A 15,782-nucleotide genomic window follows, 5' to 3' on the forward strand; every position below is an offset into this window, starting at 1 on the left:
GCTATATTGAATCCATGGCACAGAACGAGGCGCCTGCCGAACAGCTCTTCGCCGCAATCGGATTGCTGCGCCGGCACACGCGCCGTCGGGTCGGGCGGCCGTGGCCGGAGACACCGTTGACGGGGTCGCAGGTGGAGTTGGTGCGGCTGCTCCGCCGCAGGCCCGGCACGTCCGTGGCGGAAGCCGCGGCGGCCCTGGGCCTCGCGGCGAACACCGTCTCCACCCTCGTGCGGCAACTCACCGACGCCGGGCTGGTCGAACGGGTGCGGGACGAGTCCGACCGTCGCGTCGCCCGCTTGGCGCTCACCGACGAGGCACGATCGCAGGTCGAGCGTTGGCGCGACCGCCGCAACATCGAGGTCGCCGCCGCATTCGACGGACTGAGTGCCGAGGACAGGCAGGCCATCGAATCCGCCATACCCGCCATCACCCGCCTCGCCGGAGCGCTTCACCCGGATCAGGCCGGGCCGAGCGATCAGGAGGTCGTCAGATGATGTTTCGCAGGGCGCAGACCGCCGCACGACAGCGGCCGGCCCACGAGGCGCTGGCACTGTCGCACGTGACCTACTCGTTCGGGGACTACACCGCGGTGAAGGACCTGAGCCTCGTGATCGAGGCGGGGGAGTGCTTCGGCCTTCTCGGCCCCAACGGGGCGGGGAAGACCACCACGATCCGACTGCTCAACACGCTTCTTCCGCTGCAGGACGGCGACGTGAGCATCTTCGGGTACGACGTGCGCACCCAGGCGATGGCCGTTCGACGGCTGCTCGGGTATGTGCCGCAACAGTTGTCGATCGAAGGCGGGCTCACCGCCCGTGAGAACGTGTCCTGGTTCGCCCGCCTCTACGACGTACCCCGGTCCGAACGGCGGCGCCGGGTGGACGAGGTGCTGGAGATGGTCGATCTCGCCGACGTCGCCGACCGGGTGGCGTCGAGTTTCTCGGGCGGCATGGTCCGGCGCCTCGAACTCGCGCAGGCGTTGGTCAACCGGCCGTCGTTGCTGGTGCTCGACGAACCGACGGTCGGGCTGGATCCGGTGGCGCGGGATTCGGTGTGGACCCGCGTCACCGAGATGCAGAAGCAGTACGGGATCACGGTCCTGCTCACCACCCACTACATGGAAGAGGCCGAGGCACTGTGTGATCGGGTCGCGTTGATGCACCGCGGCGAACTGCGGGCGGTCGGTTCCCCGTCGGGGCTCGTCGCCGAACTGGGGCCCGACGCGACGCTCGACGACGTCTTCCGCCACTTCACCGGTGACAGTCTCACCGCCGACGAGAAGGGAGGGCTCCGGGATGTCCGTAGCGCCCGCCGCACTGCCCGCCGTCTGGGCTGAACCGCCGACCCGGGGTGTGCTCCGGTTGTTGTCGCGGATCGTCACGTTCTGTCTGGTCGAGCTGCAGAAACTCCGCCACGACCGCACCGAGTTGGTGACCCGGGCGATCCAGCCGATCCTGTGGCTGGTCATCTTCGGGGAGACGTTCAGCCGCATCCGCGCGATCCCGACCGGCGACGTCCCCTACCTGGACTACCTGGCACCGGGCATCATCGCCCAGTCGGCGCTCTTCGTCGCGATCTTCTACGGCATCCAGATCATCTGGGAACGCGACGCAGGGGTCTTGACCAAGCTGCTCGTGACACCCACGCCGCGGGCGGCTCTCGTGACGGGCAAGGCGTTCGCGGCCGGCGTCCGCGCGGTCGCCCAGGCTGTGGTCGTCGTGGTCGTGGCTGCGCTGCTCGGGGTCGGGATGACGTGGAATCCGGTGCGTCTTCTGGGTGTCGTCGCGGTCGTGGTGCTGGGCGCGGCGTTCTTCTCGTGCCTGTCGGTGGCCATCGCCGGGGTGGTGCTCAAACGTGACCGGCTGATGGGGATCGGCCAGGCGATCACGATGCCGCTGTTCTTCACGTCGAACGCGCTGTACCCGGTGGAACTCATGCCGGGGTGGGTCCAGGCGATCAGCCGCGTGAACCCCCTGAGTTACGAGGTGTCCGCACTCAGGGGGCTGCTGATCGGCCAGCCCACGAACTACTGGCTGGACTTCGGGGTGCTCGTGGCAGCCGCGGTGCTCGGGATCGCCGTCGCGTCCGCGCTGTTGGGGCGACTGTCCCGATAGCCGGGTCGGGTCACGAGGCCACGAACGTCTTCTCCAGTGCCCGCCGCAGATCGGACTTGCTGATCTTGCCGACCCCGGTGACCGGGAACTCGTCGACGAACACCACCTTGTCCGGCACCTTGTAGTCGGCGAGTCCGCGGTCGCGGACGAACTTCTTGAGTTCGACGGCCTTCGGCTGCCCACCTTGCACCACGACGAACGCGCAACTCCGTTCGCCGAGATACGGGTCGGGCATCGACACCACCGCGACGTCGGCGACGGCGGGGTGTGCGAGCAGATGGTTCTCGACCTCTTCCGCGGCCACCTTCTCGCCGCCGCGGTTGATCTGATCCTTCGCGCGGCCCTCGACGACGAGGTAGCCGTCGTCCGTGAGCCGGACGATGTCGCCGGTGCGGTAGAAGCCGTCCTCGGTGAAGGCCGTCGAATTGTGTTCGGGAGCCCGGTAATACCCACGAATGGTGTACGGACCGCGGGTGAGCAGATGACCGGACGTGCCGTTCGGGACGGGTTCGCCCCGGTCGTCGACGACCCGGACCTCGTCGTCGGGGCTGATCGGTCTGCCCTGGGTGGTGACGATCGTGTCTTCCGGGTCGTCGAGCCGCGTGTAGTTGACGAGTCCCTCCGCCATCCCGAAGACCTGCTGCAGCGTGCACCCGAGTTCGTGACGCACCCGCTTCGCGGCCTCGGCGCTGAACTTGGCACCGCCCACCTGCAGCACCTCGAGGCTCGAGAGGTCCCGTTCGGTGCGACCACTGGCGGCCAGCCAGGCCAACGCGAGCGGCGGCACCAGAGACGCAATCGTGACGCCCTCCTTCTCGATGAGCGCGAACGCGGTGTCGGGGCTCGGATCCGGTGCGAGCACCACGCGACCACCGGCGTGCAGCACGCCGAGGATGCCCGGTGAGCTCATCGGAAAGTTGTGCGCCGCAGGCAGAACGACGAGCATGCGGGTGCTCTCGTCGACGCCGCAGATGCGGTCCGACTCGCGCACCGAGTACAGGTAGTCGGTGTGGGTGCGCGGGATCAGCTTCGACACCCCGGTGGTCCCGCCCGAGAGCTGCAGGAACGCCACGGATTCCGGACCCACCGCCGGCCCGCCCGAGATCGGTTCCGCCGCCCGCAGTTCGTCGAGTGACGTGAACTCCTCCGCGTCCCCGGCCACGATGATCCTGGGCGGATTCTCGGCCGAGGCCACCACGTCGCGGGCAAGTGTGCGGTAGTCGAATCCGGCGTGCGTATCGGTGACGACGTAGGCCGCGGCGTCGGTGAAGCTGCAGAAGTAGGAGATCTCCTGGACGCGGTGCGCGGGCAGCGCGAACACCGGCAGTGCACCGAGCCGGAAGACCGCGAAGATCACCTCGACGTACTCGACGATGTTCGGCAACTGCACCACGACCCGGTCGCCGGGCTGCACCCCCGACGACTGCAGCCCGGCGGCGAGCCGGTCGGCGCGGTCGGACAGTTCCCGGTAGGTGACGGCACGGTCCGCCCCGGACGCGTCCGGTCCGGTCACGGCGATCGCGTCCCCGAATTGCTCGGCGCGGGCGCCCAGGAACTGCTGGAACGTCTCGTCCGTCCAGTACCCGGCGTCACGGTAGCGTGCGGCGAGGTCGGCGGGGTAGCCGACGGTGGTCTCCAGGGGAGCGCGAACGCTCGTGGTCATCGAAAGTCCTTTCACGGGCACGGCTGTCCGGGGTCGTCAGGCTCGGAGGGTAGCGCCGCCGTCGACGTAGAGCGCCTGCATGGTGATGTGACGTGCCCGATCCGACAGGAGGAACTCGACGGCGTCGGCGATGTCGGCGGCGTCGGCGATGCGGCCCAGCGGGATACCGACCTTGAACGAGCCCAGGTCTCCGTCGATCGCTCCGCGTGCTCCGGCGTCGTCGGCGGGATCCGACCACAGCGACCGCTGCATCGCGGTGTCCGTCGAGCCGGGGGCGACGATGTTGGCGCGGATCCCGTATTCGGCGAGTTCGAGGCCGAGTACCCGGACGATCATCGAGACGGCGGCCTTGGACGCGCCGTACGCGCCCATTCCGGTGCGGGGGACGCCCGCGGCGTTGGAACCGACCACGACGATGGAACCGGCTGCACGCTCGCGCATTCCGGTGCCGACCGCCCGCAGCACGTTGACGAGGCCGGTGACGTTGACGTCGAACACGCGCTGCCAGCTCTCGGGGTCGGCGTCGAGAACGGAGCCGGTCTCGAGCACACCCGCCACGTGCGCGAGCGCGGTGATGGGTCCGTGCTGGTCCTCGATCCGGCGGACGGTGTCGGTGACGGCGGCGGTGTCGCGGATGTCGGTGACGGCGGTGCCGAGCGGCGGAGCGTCGAGCAGTGCGGCGGTGGCGGCGAGGCCGTCGGCATCACGATCGAGCAGTACCAGGCGGTGGCCGGACCGCGACAGCGTGACGGCCGTGGCCCGTCCGATGCCCTGGGCCGCCCCGACGACCAGTGTCGTGCCGCTCATCGGGGGAGTCCCAGTGCGGCGAGGACGGTGCCCAGTTTGGTTGTGGTCTCGGCGAGTTCGTCGTCCGGTTCGGAGGCAGCGACGATGCCGCCGCCGGCGTACGCCGTGACGGTGGTGCGGTCGGCGTCGATCTGCGCGCACCGGATGGTGACCATCCATTCGCCGTCACCGTCGGCGTCGGCCCAGCCCACGGCGCCGGCGTAGAAGCCGCGGTCGCCTTCGAGTTCGCCGATCAGTGCACGCGCGGCGGCGGTGGGGGTGCCGCACACGGCCGGGGTCGGGTGCACGGCGACGGCGAGGTCCAGTGCGGTCACCGAGCGGTCCCGCAGTCGTCCCGATACGGGTGTGCCGAGATGCCACAGTTGCGGTGTGCTGGTGAGTGTGGGCCGGTCGGGGATGTCGAGTTCGGTGCAGAACGGTTCGAGGCTCGCGCGCAGCGCGTCGACGACGAGGGCGTGTTCGCGCAGATTCTTCTCCGACGCCGCGAGGTTCTCCGCGGTCAGCCTGTCGATCTCGGGATCGGTGTGCCGGGGAGCGGATCCGGCGAGCGGATGGCAGGTCACGGTGTCGCCGCGGCGACGGATGAGCACCTCGGGACTCGAGCCGACGAGGTGCCGTCCCGACCAGTCGGTGCCCGCGGCGCTCAGATCGACGCTGAAGCCGTTGCCGCCGAGGTCGTTCGCGACGAGTTGCGCGAGCAGTGCGTGCGGATGCAGCGGTTCGCCGGCGTGCAGGACGACCGATCGGGCGAGCACCACCTTGTGCAGTGCGGCCTCGGGCTCTCGCAGCAGGTGAATGGCGGCGGTGACCCGGGCGACGTGCTCGTCCTCCGGGGGAATCGACTCGCCGGCGCGTATGTGTGGAAGGGCCTGCCGACGAGGGGACCAGCTTCGCGGGTGGTGACGCAGCGTCTGTGGTGCGATCAGCGCGGCGGGATGTGACGGGTCGAAGGCGAGCGCGCCGACCACCGACGTCGCGGTGCCGCTCCGCAGGGCCGCGGCGGCGTCGCGGGCGGAGTCGTAACCGGTGCGGATGCCGTCGGCGATCACGGTGCCGTGCGGGCGGGAGAGAACGAACGGCGCGCCCGGCGGGAGGTCCACCGAAGTCTCTGCGGACTCGGCAACGGCCGTCGACTGCATATGCGATCACCTTTCGTAGCGGACAACTGCGGTGCGCGTGGCGATGCGCACCGTCACGTTCAGACCATATACGGTTAGCCTAACCTTTGGCGGTTCAGCGTGTCCGCCTGCGGTTCTGGTGCGAGGCGTATTCCGTTGCAGACCAGCAGTTTCGAGTCACGACGCGCGGGCCCGATATCACCTGCGAACAGGTCTGGATTCTCGCCACCACCGACTGGCCTACCATCGCATGCACACGTTGCATGGAGGGCAGGCGGCTTCAATGACCGAACGCAGGTTCTCGCTCGATCAGCGGATCGTCGCCGCCCTCCAGGTCGACGGGAGATGTTCCTGGAGCCGAATTGCCCAGGCGCTCGGCGAACCCGAGCGGAACGTGACCCGGCACGGCATCGCGCTCCTCGAGTCCGGGCGGGTGGCGGTCACCGCCGTCGCGAACAGCGGCGGCACCGCGATCGTGCGCCTCCAGTGCTCCCCGGGAACGGTGCGGGTGGCGGCGAGCGCCCTCGCTCAGCGCAGCGACTGCATCTTCGTGTACATCCTCACCGGCACCGCCGACTGTGTGGCCGAGATCCACGTGTCCCGGGATCGCCTCCCGAAGCTCGTCATGGACGAACTGCCCGCGACGATGGGCGTCGTCCGAAGCTGGACCGACCCGGTGCTGCGGTACTTCCGCACGGTCCGCGAATGGGAGGCCGGGGTGTTGACCCCCGCCGAGAAGGACGCGATCGGCGGGGTGTCGCCTCCGGCGACCTTCCTCACGGACCTGGAACGCGGCACCCGGGATCCCGTCGACCGGACGATCATCCGCGAGCTGATGCAGAACGGGCGGGTGGGCACCACGGCGCTCGCCCGGACCGCGGGTGTCTCCGAGGCGACGGCCCGGCGACGTGTCCAGTCGCTGCTCACCGAGGGTGCGATCAGCCTCCGGGTGGTGGTGGATCCTGCCCTGTTCGGGCTGCGTGCCGAGGCGATGCTGTTCATCAAGACCCAGCGCAACCGGATCGAACCGCTCGTGCGGGGGATGCTCGAGATGCCGTACGTGCGGTACGCCGCCGGCACGGCGGGCGAGTACCAGGTGGTCGCGAACATCGCCGCGCCGGACGAGTCGGTGCTCTACGACTACATCACGACCGCGCCGTGGGTGGCGGACGCGGCGGCCCTGGAAACCAACATGGTGGTGCAGGCGGTCAAACGCAGCGGACGGACAATGTGACGGATTTCGACATCGGACCGCCCCTCCGGCGCGCCTGATTGCGATCTCCGACATGCTGGTGGCCGATTTCGCCGAACCTCGTACAGCGGTTGAGTGCTGTGATCCGCACCACGCATGCTTCCTCTACTCCCCGGATGGAAGAAGGAACAGCATGCAACGAGACGCCATTCTCGGGGCGATCGAGGATTCGCCGCAGCGCCGCTGGCTGCTGCTCGTCCCGGTCGCCCCGGTGCTCGCACTCGTCACCGCCGTGTGGCTGCCGTTTGTGAACACGGCCGATCTGTGGCTGGGGATGCCCCGGCTGCTCGTCTGGTGCTCGGCCTGGGTGCTCCTGCTGCTGCCCGCGCTGGCGGCGGTGGAGTTCGGCCTCGTCCGGCCGCACGAGGAGCGGAGCGACGACCTCCAGCTCGAGGAGGCGACGCTATGACGAACTCAGCTCTGTGGATCACGCTGGCCGGCATGATCGGATTGGCCGTGATCGCGGTCGGTGGACGCCGGAAACGCGCTCAGAACCTGAGCGAGTGGACGGTCGGCAAACGGAACTTCGGTGTGGTCACCAGTTTCTTCCTGCAGGCCGGTGAATCGTTCACCACGTTCACGTTCCTCGGTGTCGCCGGTATCGCGTTCACCGCGGGCATCGGCGCCACCTACGCCATCCCGTACATCCCGCTCGGCTACGTGGCCCTGTATTTCATCGGACCGCGAATCTGGAAACTCAGCAAGGACCGCGGATACATCACCCAGGCCGACTTCTTCGCGGACCGGTACCGCAGCCCGCTCCTCGGCCGGCTGGTCGCCCTGTGCGGCATCATCTTCCTGCTGCCGTACCTGCAGTTGCAGATCACCGGCCTCGGCCTGATCGTCCGACTCGTCACGGGCAGCGCGAGTTCGGGCACTCTGAGCATGATCGTCGCGACCGTCCTCGTCGTCGGGTTCGTGCTGTGGGCCGGCATTCACGGCCTCGCGCGCACCGCCTATGTCAAGGACGTCCTGATCCTGCTCGCCGTCGTGGTGCTGTCGATCGTGATCCCGTTGCACTTCGCCGGTGGCATCGGCGACGTGTTCGGCCAGATCGCCCAGACCCACAGCGAGATGCTGACCGTGAACCCCGGTGACTACGACAAGGTCTGGTGGACCACGAGCCTGCTGATCTCCGCGATCGGCTGCGGGTTCCTCACCACCCCGCACCTCTGGCCGCCGCTGCTGGCCGCAAAGAACGGTCGAGTGATCCGCTCCAACAACACTTTTCTGCCGATGTACCAGGTGGTCATGATTCTTCCGATCATGCTGGGCTTCGTCGGGATCCTCGCACTGAATCCCAACACCAGCAGCAACGCCGTCCTGCTCACGCTGGCCGGGGGAGCGCTGCCGAACTGGGCGCTCGGACTGATCGCGATCGCCGCGGCCTCCGCCGCGATGCTGCCTGCCGGCGCCATCTGCATCGGTATCTCGACGCTGGCGTCGCACAACCTGGTGAAGATCGAAAGCGAGCGCACGAAGCTTCGGTTCAACCACCTGGTCGTGATCGCCGCTGCCACCATGGCCCTCGTGCTCGGCCTGACGCGCCCCGATCTGCTGGCCAACCTGTTGCTGCTCACGTTCGGTGGTCTCAGCCAGCTCGCCCCCGGTCTGGCGCTGGCTCTGCCCGAGAAGCCGTTGCTCGCCAAGCAATCCGTGTTCGCCGGTCTCGTCGTGGGAATGCTCACCGTCATCGTGATGACCGTCTTCGAACTGAACCTCGCCAACATCGACGCCGGCATCTGCGGCCTGGTCCTCAACCTCGCGGTGATCGCCGTCGTGGAGGCCGTCGTCCGCGCCACCCGTCCCCGCACCCCGGCCCCCGCGTCGTCGGAAGACCTTCCCGCCACCACCCCGATCCTGGAGACCTCGAAATGACCATCGATCACTACTCGACCGCGCGAGAGATGCTCGCCGCACTCCGTCGCAAGGACATCTCGGCCCGCGAGCTGCTCGACCTGCACACGGACCGGATCGCGCGGGTGAATCCGACGGTCAACGCGCTCGTCAGCCTCGACCTGGACCGCGCGCACTCCACCGCTGCCGCCGCCGACGCACAGACGGCCGCCGGAACCCCGGTGGGGCCGCTGCACGGACTGCCGTTCGCGTTCAAGGACACTCACGACGTCGCCGGTTTCCCCACCGTCGCCGGCTCGCCGCTCCTCGTCGACAACGTGCCCGAGACCAGTGAGCTGATCGCCGAACGCGTCATCGCGGCCGGCGCCGTCACGATCGGCAAGTCCAACGTCCCCGAATTCGCCGCCGGCTCGCACACGTTCAACCCCGTCTTCGGGACCACCACCAACCCGTACGACCCCACCAAGAGTGCGGGTGGCTCGAGCGGCGGCGCCGCGTCCGCGCTCGGTGCGGGACTCGTCGCGCTCGCCGACGGCAGCGACATGGGCGGTTCGCTGCGCAACCCGGCGTCGTTCTGCAACGTCGTCGGATTGCGCCCCACTCCGGGCCGTGTGCCGTGCTGGCCGAACAGCGCGCCCTGGGATGCACTCGTGACGCAGGGACCGATGGCCCGGAACGTCGACGACCTGGAACTGCTGCTGTCGGTGATCTCCGGACCCGACGCGCGCATCCGCGGTTCGCTCAGCGCCGATGCCCTCGCGCCGCGTCTCGGTGTCGCCGGCCTGCAGGGTCTGCGCGTCGCGGTGTCCGCGGATCTGAACGGCATCTTCCCCGTGGATGCGCCGGTCCGCGAGATCCACGACCGGCAGTCCTCGATCTTCGCCGCCGCGGGTGCGGTGGTGGCCGAGGACGCACCGTCGATTCCCGACGCCGAGTGGGTGTTCCGCACCCTGCGGGCGTGGCGGTTCAAGATCGACCTCGGTGACCGCGCCGACGCCACCCCCGATCTGCTGAAGCCGTCGCTGCTCGACAACATCCGGCAGGCAGACCGGCTCTCCGCCGACGACGTCGCGAAAGCCATGGTGGCGCAGGCGGAGATCCAGCATCGCGCCGTCGAATTCTTCACCCACCATGACATCCTGGTGATGCCCGTGTCGCAGGTGCTCCCGTTCGACGCCGAACTCGAGTACCCGGCAGCGGTCGACGGCCGTCGCTGCGACGACTACCTCGACTGGATGACGTCGGCGTTGACCGTGACGGTGCTGGGTTGCCCCGCGATCTCCGTTCCCGCCGGATTCAGCGCCGACGGTCTGCCGGTCGGCGTGCAGATCGTCGCGGCCCCGGGCAACGACCTGTTCCTGCTCGACGTGGCACGGGCCTACGAGCAGCTGAACCCCGTCGGAGCCACACGCCCGCACCTCCTCGAGAGGGCGGCAGCGTCTACTTCGTGAAGTCGTTCTCGCCGATGCGGTGGAGGTGGATGAGGTTGGTGGATCCGACGGTGTGCGGGGGTGAGCCGGCGACGATGACGACGAGGTCGCCGCGCCGGTAGGCACCCAGTCGGAGGAGGGCGGTGTCGACCTGGCGGATCATCTCGTCGGTCGATTCCACCGGGTCGACGAGGAAGGTTTCGGTGCCCCAGGTGAGGGCGAGTTCGTTGCGCACCTGGGGTACCGGGGTGAAGGCCAGCAGTGGCAGCGGGGTGTGGCGCCGGGCGAGTCGTCGCACGGTGTCCCCGGACTGGGTGAACGCGACCAGCGCGGTGGCGTTCAGGCGTTCGCCGATGTCGCGGGCGGCGAACGAGATCACGCCGCCGTGGGTGCGGGGAGTGTGGGTCAGGGCGGGGACGGTGGTGGATTGGTGTTCGACGGCGGAGAGGATCCGCGCCATCGTCGCGACCGTCTCGGTCGGGTAGGCACCGACGGAGGTTTCACCGGACAGCATTACCGCGTCGGCGCCGTCGAGGATCGCGTTGGCGACATCCGACGCCTCGGCCCGGGTGGGCCGGGAGTTGTCGATCATCGACTCGAGCATCTGCGTGGCCACGATCACCGGTCGAGCGTTCTCCCGCGCGATCTGCACGATCCGCTTCTGCACCAACGGCACCTGCTCGAGGGGAACCTCCACCCCGAGGTCGCCGCGCGCGACCATGACCGCGTCGAAGGCCCGCACGATCGCCTCGATGTCGTCGACGGCTTCGGGTTTTTCGATCTTCGCGATCACCGGGACCCGGCGGCCGATCCGGTCCATCACCTCGTGGACGCGGTCGATGTCGGTGGGGGCGCGCACGAACGACAGGGCGATCAGGTCGACCCCGAGGCGTAGGGCGAATTCGAGGTCGTCGATGTCCTTGTCGGACAGGGCGGGGACGGAGACGTTCATCCCGGGCAGAGATACGCCCTTGTTGTTGCTGATCGGGCCGCCCTCGGTCACCCGGCACACCACGTCGTTGCGGTCGATGTCGGTGATGGTCAGTGCGATCTTGCCGTCGTCGACCAGCAGTCGGTCACCGGCGCGTGCGTCCTGGGCGAGGTGGGTGTAGGTGGTCGAGACCCGGTCGTGGGTGCCCGCGCAGTCCTCGACGGTGATCCGGACCTGTTCGCCGGTCGCCCACACGGTCGCGCCGTCGGTGAAGCGGCCGAGGCGGATCTTCGGTCCCTGCAGGTCCGCGAGGATTCCGACAGCTCGGCCGGTGCTGTCGGCTGCGGCGCGGACGCGCCGGTAGTTGGCCTCGTGGTCGGTGTGGTCGCCGTGACTGAAATTCAGTCGGGCGATGTCCATCCCGGTTTCGACGAGACTGCGGGTGCGTTCGTCCGTGGCGGTGGCGGGCCCGAGCGTGCAGACGATCTTCGCCCGGCGAGGCGACAGCAGCGACGCCGAGTCGACATCGGCAGCGAGTGGATGTCGGTGAGAGTCATCGTGGTCCTTCGTTGTGCAGAAGCGAGCCCCGGCCGATGTCACGCCCGATGCGGGTGAGGAGTTCGCCGGTCAGCTCCGGGTCGGCGGCGGTGTTCCGGTCGGTGTAGTCGCCGAGGGAATGGATGTACCCGAAACCGGCAGGAGCCCAATACTTCCGGGACAGAGTGCTACGGCCGGCGACGGCGATCACCGGGACCGGATGGGCGCGGCGGGCCAGGACCGCGAGCAGTTTGCCGTGTTCGGTCTGCTCGTCGATGCTGCCCTCGCCGGTGATCACCAGGTTCATTCCTGCGAGACAGCCGTCGAAATCGAGTAGGTCGAGGAAGTATTCGGCGCCGGAGACCATGCGCGCGCCGAGCAGCATGGCGGCGAATCCGATCCCACCGGCACTGCCGGCGCCGGGGGAGTCGGCCACCGCACGCGCCTGAGGGTAGCCGCTGCGGGTGAACACCTCGACGAGGTTGTCGAGGCCGGAGTCGAGGTAGCGCACGTCCGCTTCGGTGGCGCCTTTCTGCGGGCCGTACACGGCGGCGGCGCCGTGCGGTCCGGTCAGCGGGTTGGTGACGTCGCCGGCGATCACGATCTCGATTCCGGACAGGTTCACCGCGCGGGAGGAATCGATCGTCGCGACCTCGGGAAGGGTTCGCCCGCACGCCCGCAGGGGTCGTCCCGTGCTGTCGGAGAAGGTGAACCCGAGGGCGGCGAGCATCCCCGTTCCGCCGTCGGTACCGGCGCTGCCGCCGAGGGCGAGGACGAGGCGGCGCGGGTGGTGGCGGCGGGCGTGCCCGATGGCCTGGCCGAATCCGAGGCTGGAGGCGTCGAGGGGAGCGGTGCGCCCGCTGGGGAGGGTGGCCAGTCCGCAAGTGTTGGCGACTTCGACCACCGCGGTGGTGCCGTTGACGGCGATGCGTCCGCGCTGGGGTGTTCCCCTTGCGCCGGCGACCGTGACGGGGTGCGGAGTGAATCCGACCGCCACCGCCGCGTCGACGCTGCCGTCGCCTCCGTCGGCGAGAGGAAGTCGCCTGCTGTCGATTCCCGCCGAAGCGAGGCCGGCCGAGAGATGTTCGGCGACAGCTGCTGCGGAGAGCGAGCCCTTGAACTTGTCCGGGGCAACCAGAACCCTCATCGGCCTTCCTTTCTCGTGTGCAGTGCGGATGCGGTCATCGCTGGGTGGAGTGCGCGGGCGTCGTCGCCGCGGGGTCGAGCCGTTCGTGGTCGATGTGGACAGCGTCCGGTTCCTCGATCATGTGGTGGTGCTTGTCTCGTGGTTCCTGTTCCAGGATCTCCATGTCGAAGTCGTTCTCGACGTCACCGTCGGGTGGGGGAAGGACTTCGCCGGAGAAGACGCGGCGGGCACGGTCGACGTCGAGTTCGTGGTTCCATTTGGCGACGAACAGGGTGGCGACGGCGTTGCCGATGAAGTTCACCAGGGCGCGGCATTCGGACATGAACTTGTCGATACCGAAGATGAGCATGATGCCGGCCGCGGGGATGGTGCCAAGGGTGCTCAATGTTGCTGTCAGCGCGATGAACCCGCCTCCGGCGACACCTGCGGCCCCCTTGGAGGTGAGGAGCATGACGCCGAGGAGGCCGAGCTGCTGCGGAATCGTCAGGTCGGTGTTGGTGGCCTGCGCGATGTACAGCGCGGCGAGCGAGAGGTAGATGGCTGCCCCGTCGAGGTTGAAACTGTAGCCGGTGGGCACGACGAGACCGACGGTGGTCTTCTTGACGCCGGCGTACTCCAGCTTGCGCATCAGACCGGGCAGCGCGGGCTCGGCAGTGGAGGTGCCGAGAATGAGCAGGAGTTCTTCCTTGAAGAAGCCGAGCATCCGGAAGATGTTGAGCCGCAGGTACGCCATGACCGATCCGAGGACCACGAAGACGAAGAACGCGGACGTGACGTAGAACAGCAGGATCAGGCTGCCGAGGCTGGTGAGGGTGGAGACACCGTACTTGCCGATGGCGAAGGCCATGGCGCCGAACGCACCGAGGGGTGCGAGCTTCATGATGAAGCTCAGGACCTTGAAGACCACCGCGGTGAGGCGTTCGACGGCATCCCGGATCGGTGCGGCGATCTGGCCCACCGCGTTGATGGCGACACCGAAGATGACGGCGAGGAAGATGACCTGGAGGATGTCACCCTCGACGAACGGGCCGAACACGCTGTCCGGGACCAGGTGGGTGATGAACTCCCACCACTGCTTCTCTTCACCGGTCTGAATCAGTTTGTTGGCGGAGTCGGTCGTTTCCAGCGAGGCGGCGTCGGCATTCACCCCGTCGCCGAGGCGGAAGACGTTGATCGCGACGAGACCGGTGAGCAGCGCGAGGATGGTCCCGACCTGGAAGTAGGTCAGCGCCTTGATTCCCGTCAGCCCGACCTTCTTCAGATCCGCGACACTCGCGATGCCGCCGACGATCGTCAGGAACACGATCGGGCAGATCAGCATCTTCATCGCGGTGATGAAGGTGGTGCCGATCGGCTCCATCGCCTCGCCGGTGTCCGGCCAGAGCCACCCGACCAGGATGCCGAGCACGATCGCGATGAGAACCCAGAAGTACAGTTGCCTGTACCAAGGTTTCTTCACAGTCGCCGGTTGGTAACTCGCTGCGCTGCTTGGTGTTTCCATGACATTCACCTCGGGTGAGAGTGTTCAGGTGTGAAGACGGGGGTGGCCGAGAGTTACCGACCGTTCGAGGGGTGGGCCCCGACCCGGCAGATCCTGCCGAGTCGGGCCGGCTGTGAACTGTGGATGGCGGTCAGGCCGGGGTCAGCGCGGTCTGCAGCGCGTGCACGATCGCCTCGGTGACGGCGTCGGTGTCCGACGAGCCGCCGATGTCGCGGGTCAGTGCTCCGCTCGCGGTGGCGGCCTCGATGGCGGCTTCGACACGGCGGGCCTCGTCGTGCAGCCCGAAGTGGTCGAGCATCAGGGCGGCGCTGGCGATCGCGCCGATCGGGTTGCTGATGCCCTGGCCCGCGATGTCGGGTGCGGAACCGTGAACGGGTTCGAACATGCTCGGGAAGCGTCGTTCCGGGTTGAGGTTCGCGCTCGCCGCGATACCGAGGCTTCCCGCCAGCGCGGAGCCGAGGTCGGAGAGGATGTCGGCGTTGAGATTCGACGCCACCACCACGGACAGATCCTCCGGGTGCAGGATGAACTTGGCGCTCATGGCGTCGACGAGGACGCTTTCGGTCGCGACGTCGGGGTAGTCGAGGGCGACGCGGTTGAAGACCTCGTCCCACAGGACCATGCCGTACTGCTGGGCGTTGGACTTGGTGACGCTGGAAACCTTCTTCACGGTGCGGGTGCGGGCCAGGTCGAACGCGAACCGCATGATGCGCTCGCAGCCCTTCTCGGTGAACAGCGCGGTCTGCAGTGCGACCTCGTTGCCCGGTCCGCGGCCGCTGAGGTTACGTCCGCCGAGGCCGGCGTACTCGCCCTCGCTGTTCTCCCGGACGACGACCCAGTCGAGTTCGGTGTCGTCGGCCTTGCGCAGCGGGGACTGCACGCCGGGGAGGAACCTCACCGGGCGGACGTTGGCCCACTGGTCGAAGTTCTGGGTGATGTTGAGCCGCAGCCCCCAGAGGCTGATGTGGTCGGGGACGTTCTCCCATCCGACCGCACCGAAGTAGATGGCGTCGAATGCCTGCAGGGTGTCGAGGCCGTCGTCGGCCATCATCTTCCCGGTCTGCTCGTAGTACCCGCATCCCCAGGGAAATTCTTCCCACTCGAAGGCGAAACGCCCACCGGACTGTTCTGCGAGGACGTCGAGCACGCGCCGTCCGGCAGCGACGACCTCCTTGCCGACGCCGTCGGCGGGGATCGATGCAATCGTGAACGTCTGCGGTGCCATGTCGTTGCCTCCATCGTGTTGTGCTCGTCACAGTGTGTGATGCATTCATTAACCCGTCACAATCACGCAGCGTCCATGACCAAGAGTCGATCCGGCTTATAGGTCTCACCTAATCGAGTCGTGTTTTCGCAGGTAGAGTGAGTGTCCACGCGGCGGTCGCCGAGAGCACCGCTCGAGGGTTCGGCCGCACATCGACGGGA

The 15,782-nt window shown here is 68.1% G+C and carries 14 protein-coding genes; 7 read left to right on the plus strand and 7 right to left on the minus strand.

The genetic code is table 11. From position 1 onward, the window contains the following. Positions 1-14: 14 nt before the first annotated feature. Genes QM806_RS17290 through QM806_RS17300 form a run of 3 tightly spaced genes read left to right on the plus strand, consistent with a single transcriptional unit; the run spans position 15 to position 2,114 of the window. A complete protein-coding gene (locus QM806_RS17290) occupies positions 15-494 on the plus strand; it encodes a MarR family winged helix-turn-helix transcriptional regulator (RefSeq protein WP_005254880.1) in 480 nt (159 codons plus the stop codon). Further along, entirely contained in the window at positions 491-1,336 is an 846-nt protein-coding gene (locus tag QM806_RS17295; protein WP_054245749.1) for an ABC transporter ATP-binding protein, read from the plus strand. Before QM806_RS17290 ends, QM806_RS17295 begins: the two co-directional genes overlap by 4 nt. Continuing rightward, positions 1,296-2,114, plus strand: coding sequence for an ABC transporter permease (locus QM806_RS17300; RefSeq protein ID WP_169693815.1), 819 nt, complete (start codon positions 1,296-1,298; stop codon positions 2,112-2,114). The genes QM806_RS17295 and QM806_RS17300 overlap by 41 nt, the downstream gene beginning before the upstream one ends. A 10-nt stretch (positions 2,115-2,124) precedes the next feature. Here QM806_RS17300 and QM806_RS17305 read toward each other — a convergent pair whose 3' ends face one another. Genes QM806_RS17305 through QM806_RS17315 form a run of 3 tightly spaced genes read right to left on the minus strand, consistent with a single transcriptional unit; the run spans position 2,125 to position 5,723 of the window. Then, the gene (locus QM806_RS17305) at positions 2,125-3,777 is read right to left on the minus strand and encodes a (2,3-dihydroxybenzoyl)adenylate synthase (protein WP_005566406.1); all 1,653 of its coding nucleotides are present in this window, start codon (positions 3,775-3,777) and stop codon (positions 2,125-2,127) included. Between the two features lie 36 nt (positions 3,778-3,813). Next, positions 3,814-4,584, minus strand: coding sequence for an SDR family oxidoreductase (locus tag QM806_RS17310; protein WP_064080075.1), 771 nt, complete (start codon positions 4,582-4,584; stop codon positions 3,814-3,816). Next, positions 4,581-5,723, minus strand: coding sequence for an isochorismate synthase (locus QM806_RS17315; RefSeq protein WP_283292154.1), 1,143 nt, complete (start codon positions 5,721-5,723; stop codon positions 4,581-4,583). Before QM806_RS17315 ends, QM806_RS17310 begins: the two co-directional genes overlap by 4 nt. Before the next feature lie 262 nt (positions 5,724-5,985). On the opposite strand from QM806_RS17315, the gene QM806_RS17320 reads away from it, so the two are divergent. From QM806_RS17320 to QM806_RS17335, 4 genes are all read left to right on the plus strand, one after another. Further along, positions 5,986-6,936 carry an Lrp/AsnC family transcriptional regulator gene (locus QM806_RS17320; protein WP_005566409.1) on the plus strand — a complete coding sequence of 317 codons (951 nt, stop codon included), beginning with the start codon at positions 5,986-5,988 and terminating at the stop codon, positions 6,934-6,936. Positions 6,937-7,087: 151 nt separating this feature from the next. After that, complete coding sequence (locus tag QM806_RS17325) at positions 7,088-7,363, plus strand: hypothetical protein (protein ID WP_005566410.1); 276 nt, start codon at positions 7,088-7,090, stop codon at positions 7,361-7,363. Continuing rightward, on the plus strand, positions 7,360-8,832 hold the full coding sequence (locus QM806_RS17330) for a sodium:solute symporter family protein (protein ID WP_054245746.1): 1,473 nt from the start codon (positions 7,360-7,362) through the stop codon (positions 8,830-8,832). The genes QM806_RS17325 and QM806_RS17330 overlap by 4 nt, the downstream gene beginning before the upstream one ends. Next, on the plus strand, positions 8,829-10,262 hold the full coding sequence (locus QM806_RS17335) for an amidase (protein WP_283292157.1): 1,434 nt from the start codon (positions 8,829-8,831) through the stop codon (positions 10,260-10,262). Before QM806_RS17330 ends, QM806_RS17335 begins: the two co-directional genes overlap by 4 nt. Here QM806_RS17335 and pyk read toward each other — a convergent pair. The 4 genes from pyk to QM806_RS17355 all read right to left on the minus strand — a co-directional run bounded on the left by pyk (position 10,252) and on the right by QM806_RS17355 (position 15,582). Next, on the minus strand, positions 10,252-11,682 hold the full coding sequence (gene pyk, locus QM806_RS17340; protein ID WP_169693833.1) for a pyruvate kinase: 1,431 nt from the start codon (positions 11,680-11,682) through the stop codon (positions 10,252-10,254). The two genes, QM806_RS17335 and pyk, sit on opposite strands and share 11 nt — an antisense overlap. Positions 11,683-11,725: 43 nt before the next feature. Next, entirely contained in the window at positions 11,726-12,856 is a 1,131-nt protein-coding gene (locus QM806_RS17345) for a glycerate kinase (RefSeq protein WP_169693820.1), read from the minus strand. Positions 12,857-12,890: 34 nt separating this feature from the next. After that, positions 12,891-14,357 (minus strand): C4-dicarboxylate transporter DctA, encoded by a 1,467-nt coding sequence (gene dctA / locus QM806_RS17350; protein ID WP_043789728.1) that lies wholly within the window; start codon positions 14,355-14,357, stop codon positions 12,891-12,893. Between the two features lie 130 nt (positions 14,358-14,487). Beyond that, positions 14,488-15,582 (minus strand): tartrate dehydrogenase, encoded by a 1,095-nt coding sequence (locus QM806_RS17355; RefSeq protein ID WP_054245742.1) that lies wholly within the window; start codon positions 15,580-15,582, stop codon positions 14,488-14,490. Between the last annotated feature and the right edge of the window lie 200 nt (positions 15,583-15,782).

Origin of the sequence: Rhodococcus sp. IEGM 1351, from assembly GCF_030056875.1 — a bacterium.
Taxonomy (GTDB): domain Bacteria; phylum Actinomycetota; class Actinomycetes; order Mycobacteriales; family Mycobacteriaceae; genus Rhodococcus_F; species Rhodococcus_F opacus.

What these genes read in the sequence shown, in the direction of transcription:
- QM806_RS17290 (WP_005254880.1), top strand. Translation starts at nt 15, where the DNA reads ATGGCACAGAACGAGGCGCCTGCCGAACAGCTCTTCGCCGCAATCGGA.
- QM806_RS17295 (WP_054245749.1), top strand. Translation starts at nt 491, where the DNA reads ATGATGTTTCGCAGGGCGCAGACCGCCGCACGACAGCGGCCGGCCCAC.
- QM806_RS17300 (WP_169693815.1), top strand. Translation starts at nt 1,296, where the DNA reads ATGTCCGTAGCGCCCGCCGCACTGCCCGCCGTCTGGGCTGAACCGCCG.
- QM806_RS17305 (WP_005566406.1), bottom strand. Translation starts at nt 3,777, where the DNA reads ATGACCACGAGCGTTCGCGCTCCCCTGGAGACCACCGTCGGCTACCCC.
- QM806_RS17310 (WP_064080075.1), bottom strand. Translation starts at nt 4,584, where the DNA reads ATGAGCGGCACGACACTGGTCGTCGGGGCGGCCCAGGGCATCGGACGG.
- QM806_RS17315 (WP_283292154.1), bottom strand. Translation starts at nt 5,723, where the DNA reads ATGCAGTCGACGGCCGTTGCCGAGTCCGCAGAGACTTCGGTGGACCTC.
- QM806_RS17320 (WP_005566409.1), top strand. Translation starts at nt 5,986, where the DNA reads ATGACCGAACGCAGGTTCTCGCTCGATCAGCGGATCGTCGCCGCCCTC.
- QM806_RS17325 (WP_005566410.1), top strand. Translation starts at nt 7,088, where the DNA reads ATGCAACGAGACGCCATTCTCGGGGCGATCGAGGATTCGCCGCAGCGC.
- QM806_RS17330 (WP_054245746.1), top strand. Translation starts at nt 7,360, where the DNA reads ATGACGAACTCAGCTCTGTGGATCACGCTGGCCGGCATGATCGGATTG.
- QM806_RS17335 (WP_283292157.1), top strand. Translation starts at nt 8,829, where the DNA reads ATGACCATCGATCACTACTCGACCGCGCGAGAGATGCTCGCCGCACTC.
- QM806_RS17345 (WP_169693820.1), bottom strand. Translation starts at nt 12,856, where the DNA reads ATGAGGGTTCTGGTTGCCCCGGACAAGTTCAAGGGCTCGCTCTCCGCA.
- dctA (WP_043789728.1), bottom strand. Translation starts at nt 14,357, where the DNA reads ATGGAAACACCAAGCAGCGCAGCGAGTTACCAACCGGCGACTGTGAAG.
- QM806_RS17355 (WP_054245742.1), bottom strand. Translation starts at nt 15,582, where the DNA reads ATGGCACCGCAGACGTTCACGATTGCATCGATCCCCGCCGACGGCGTC.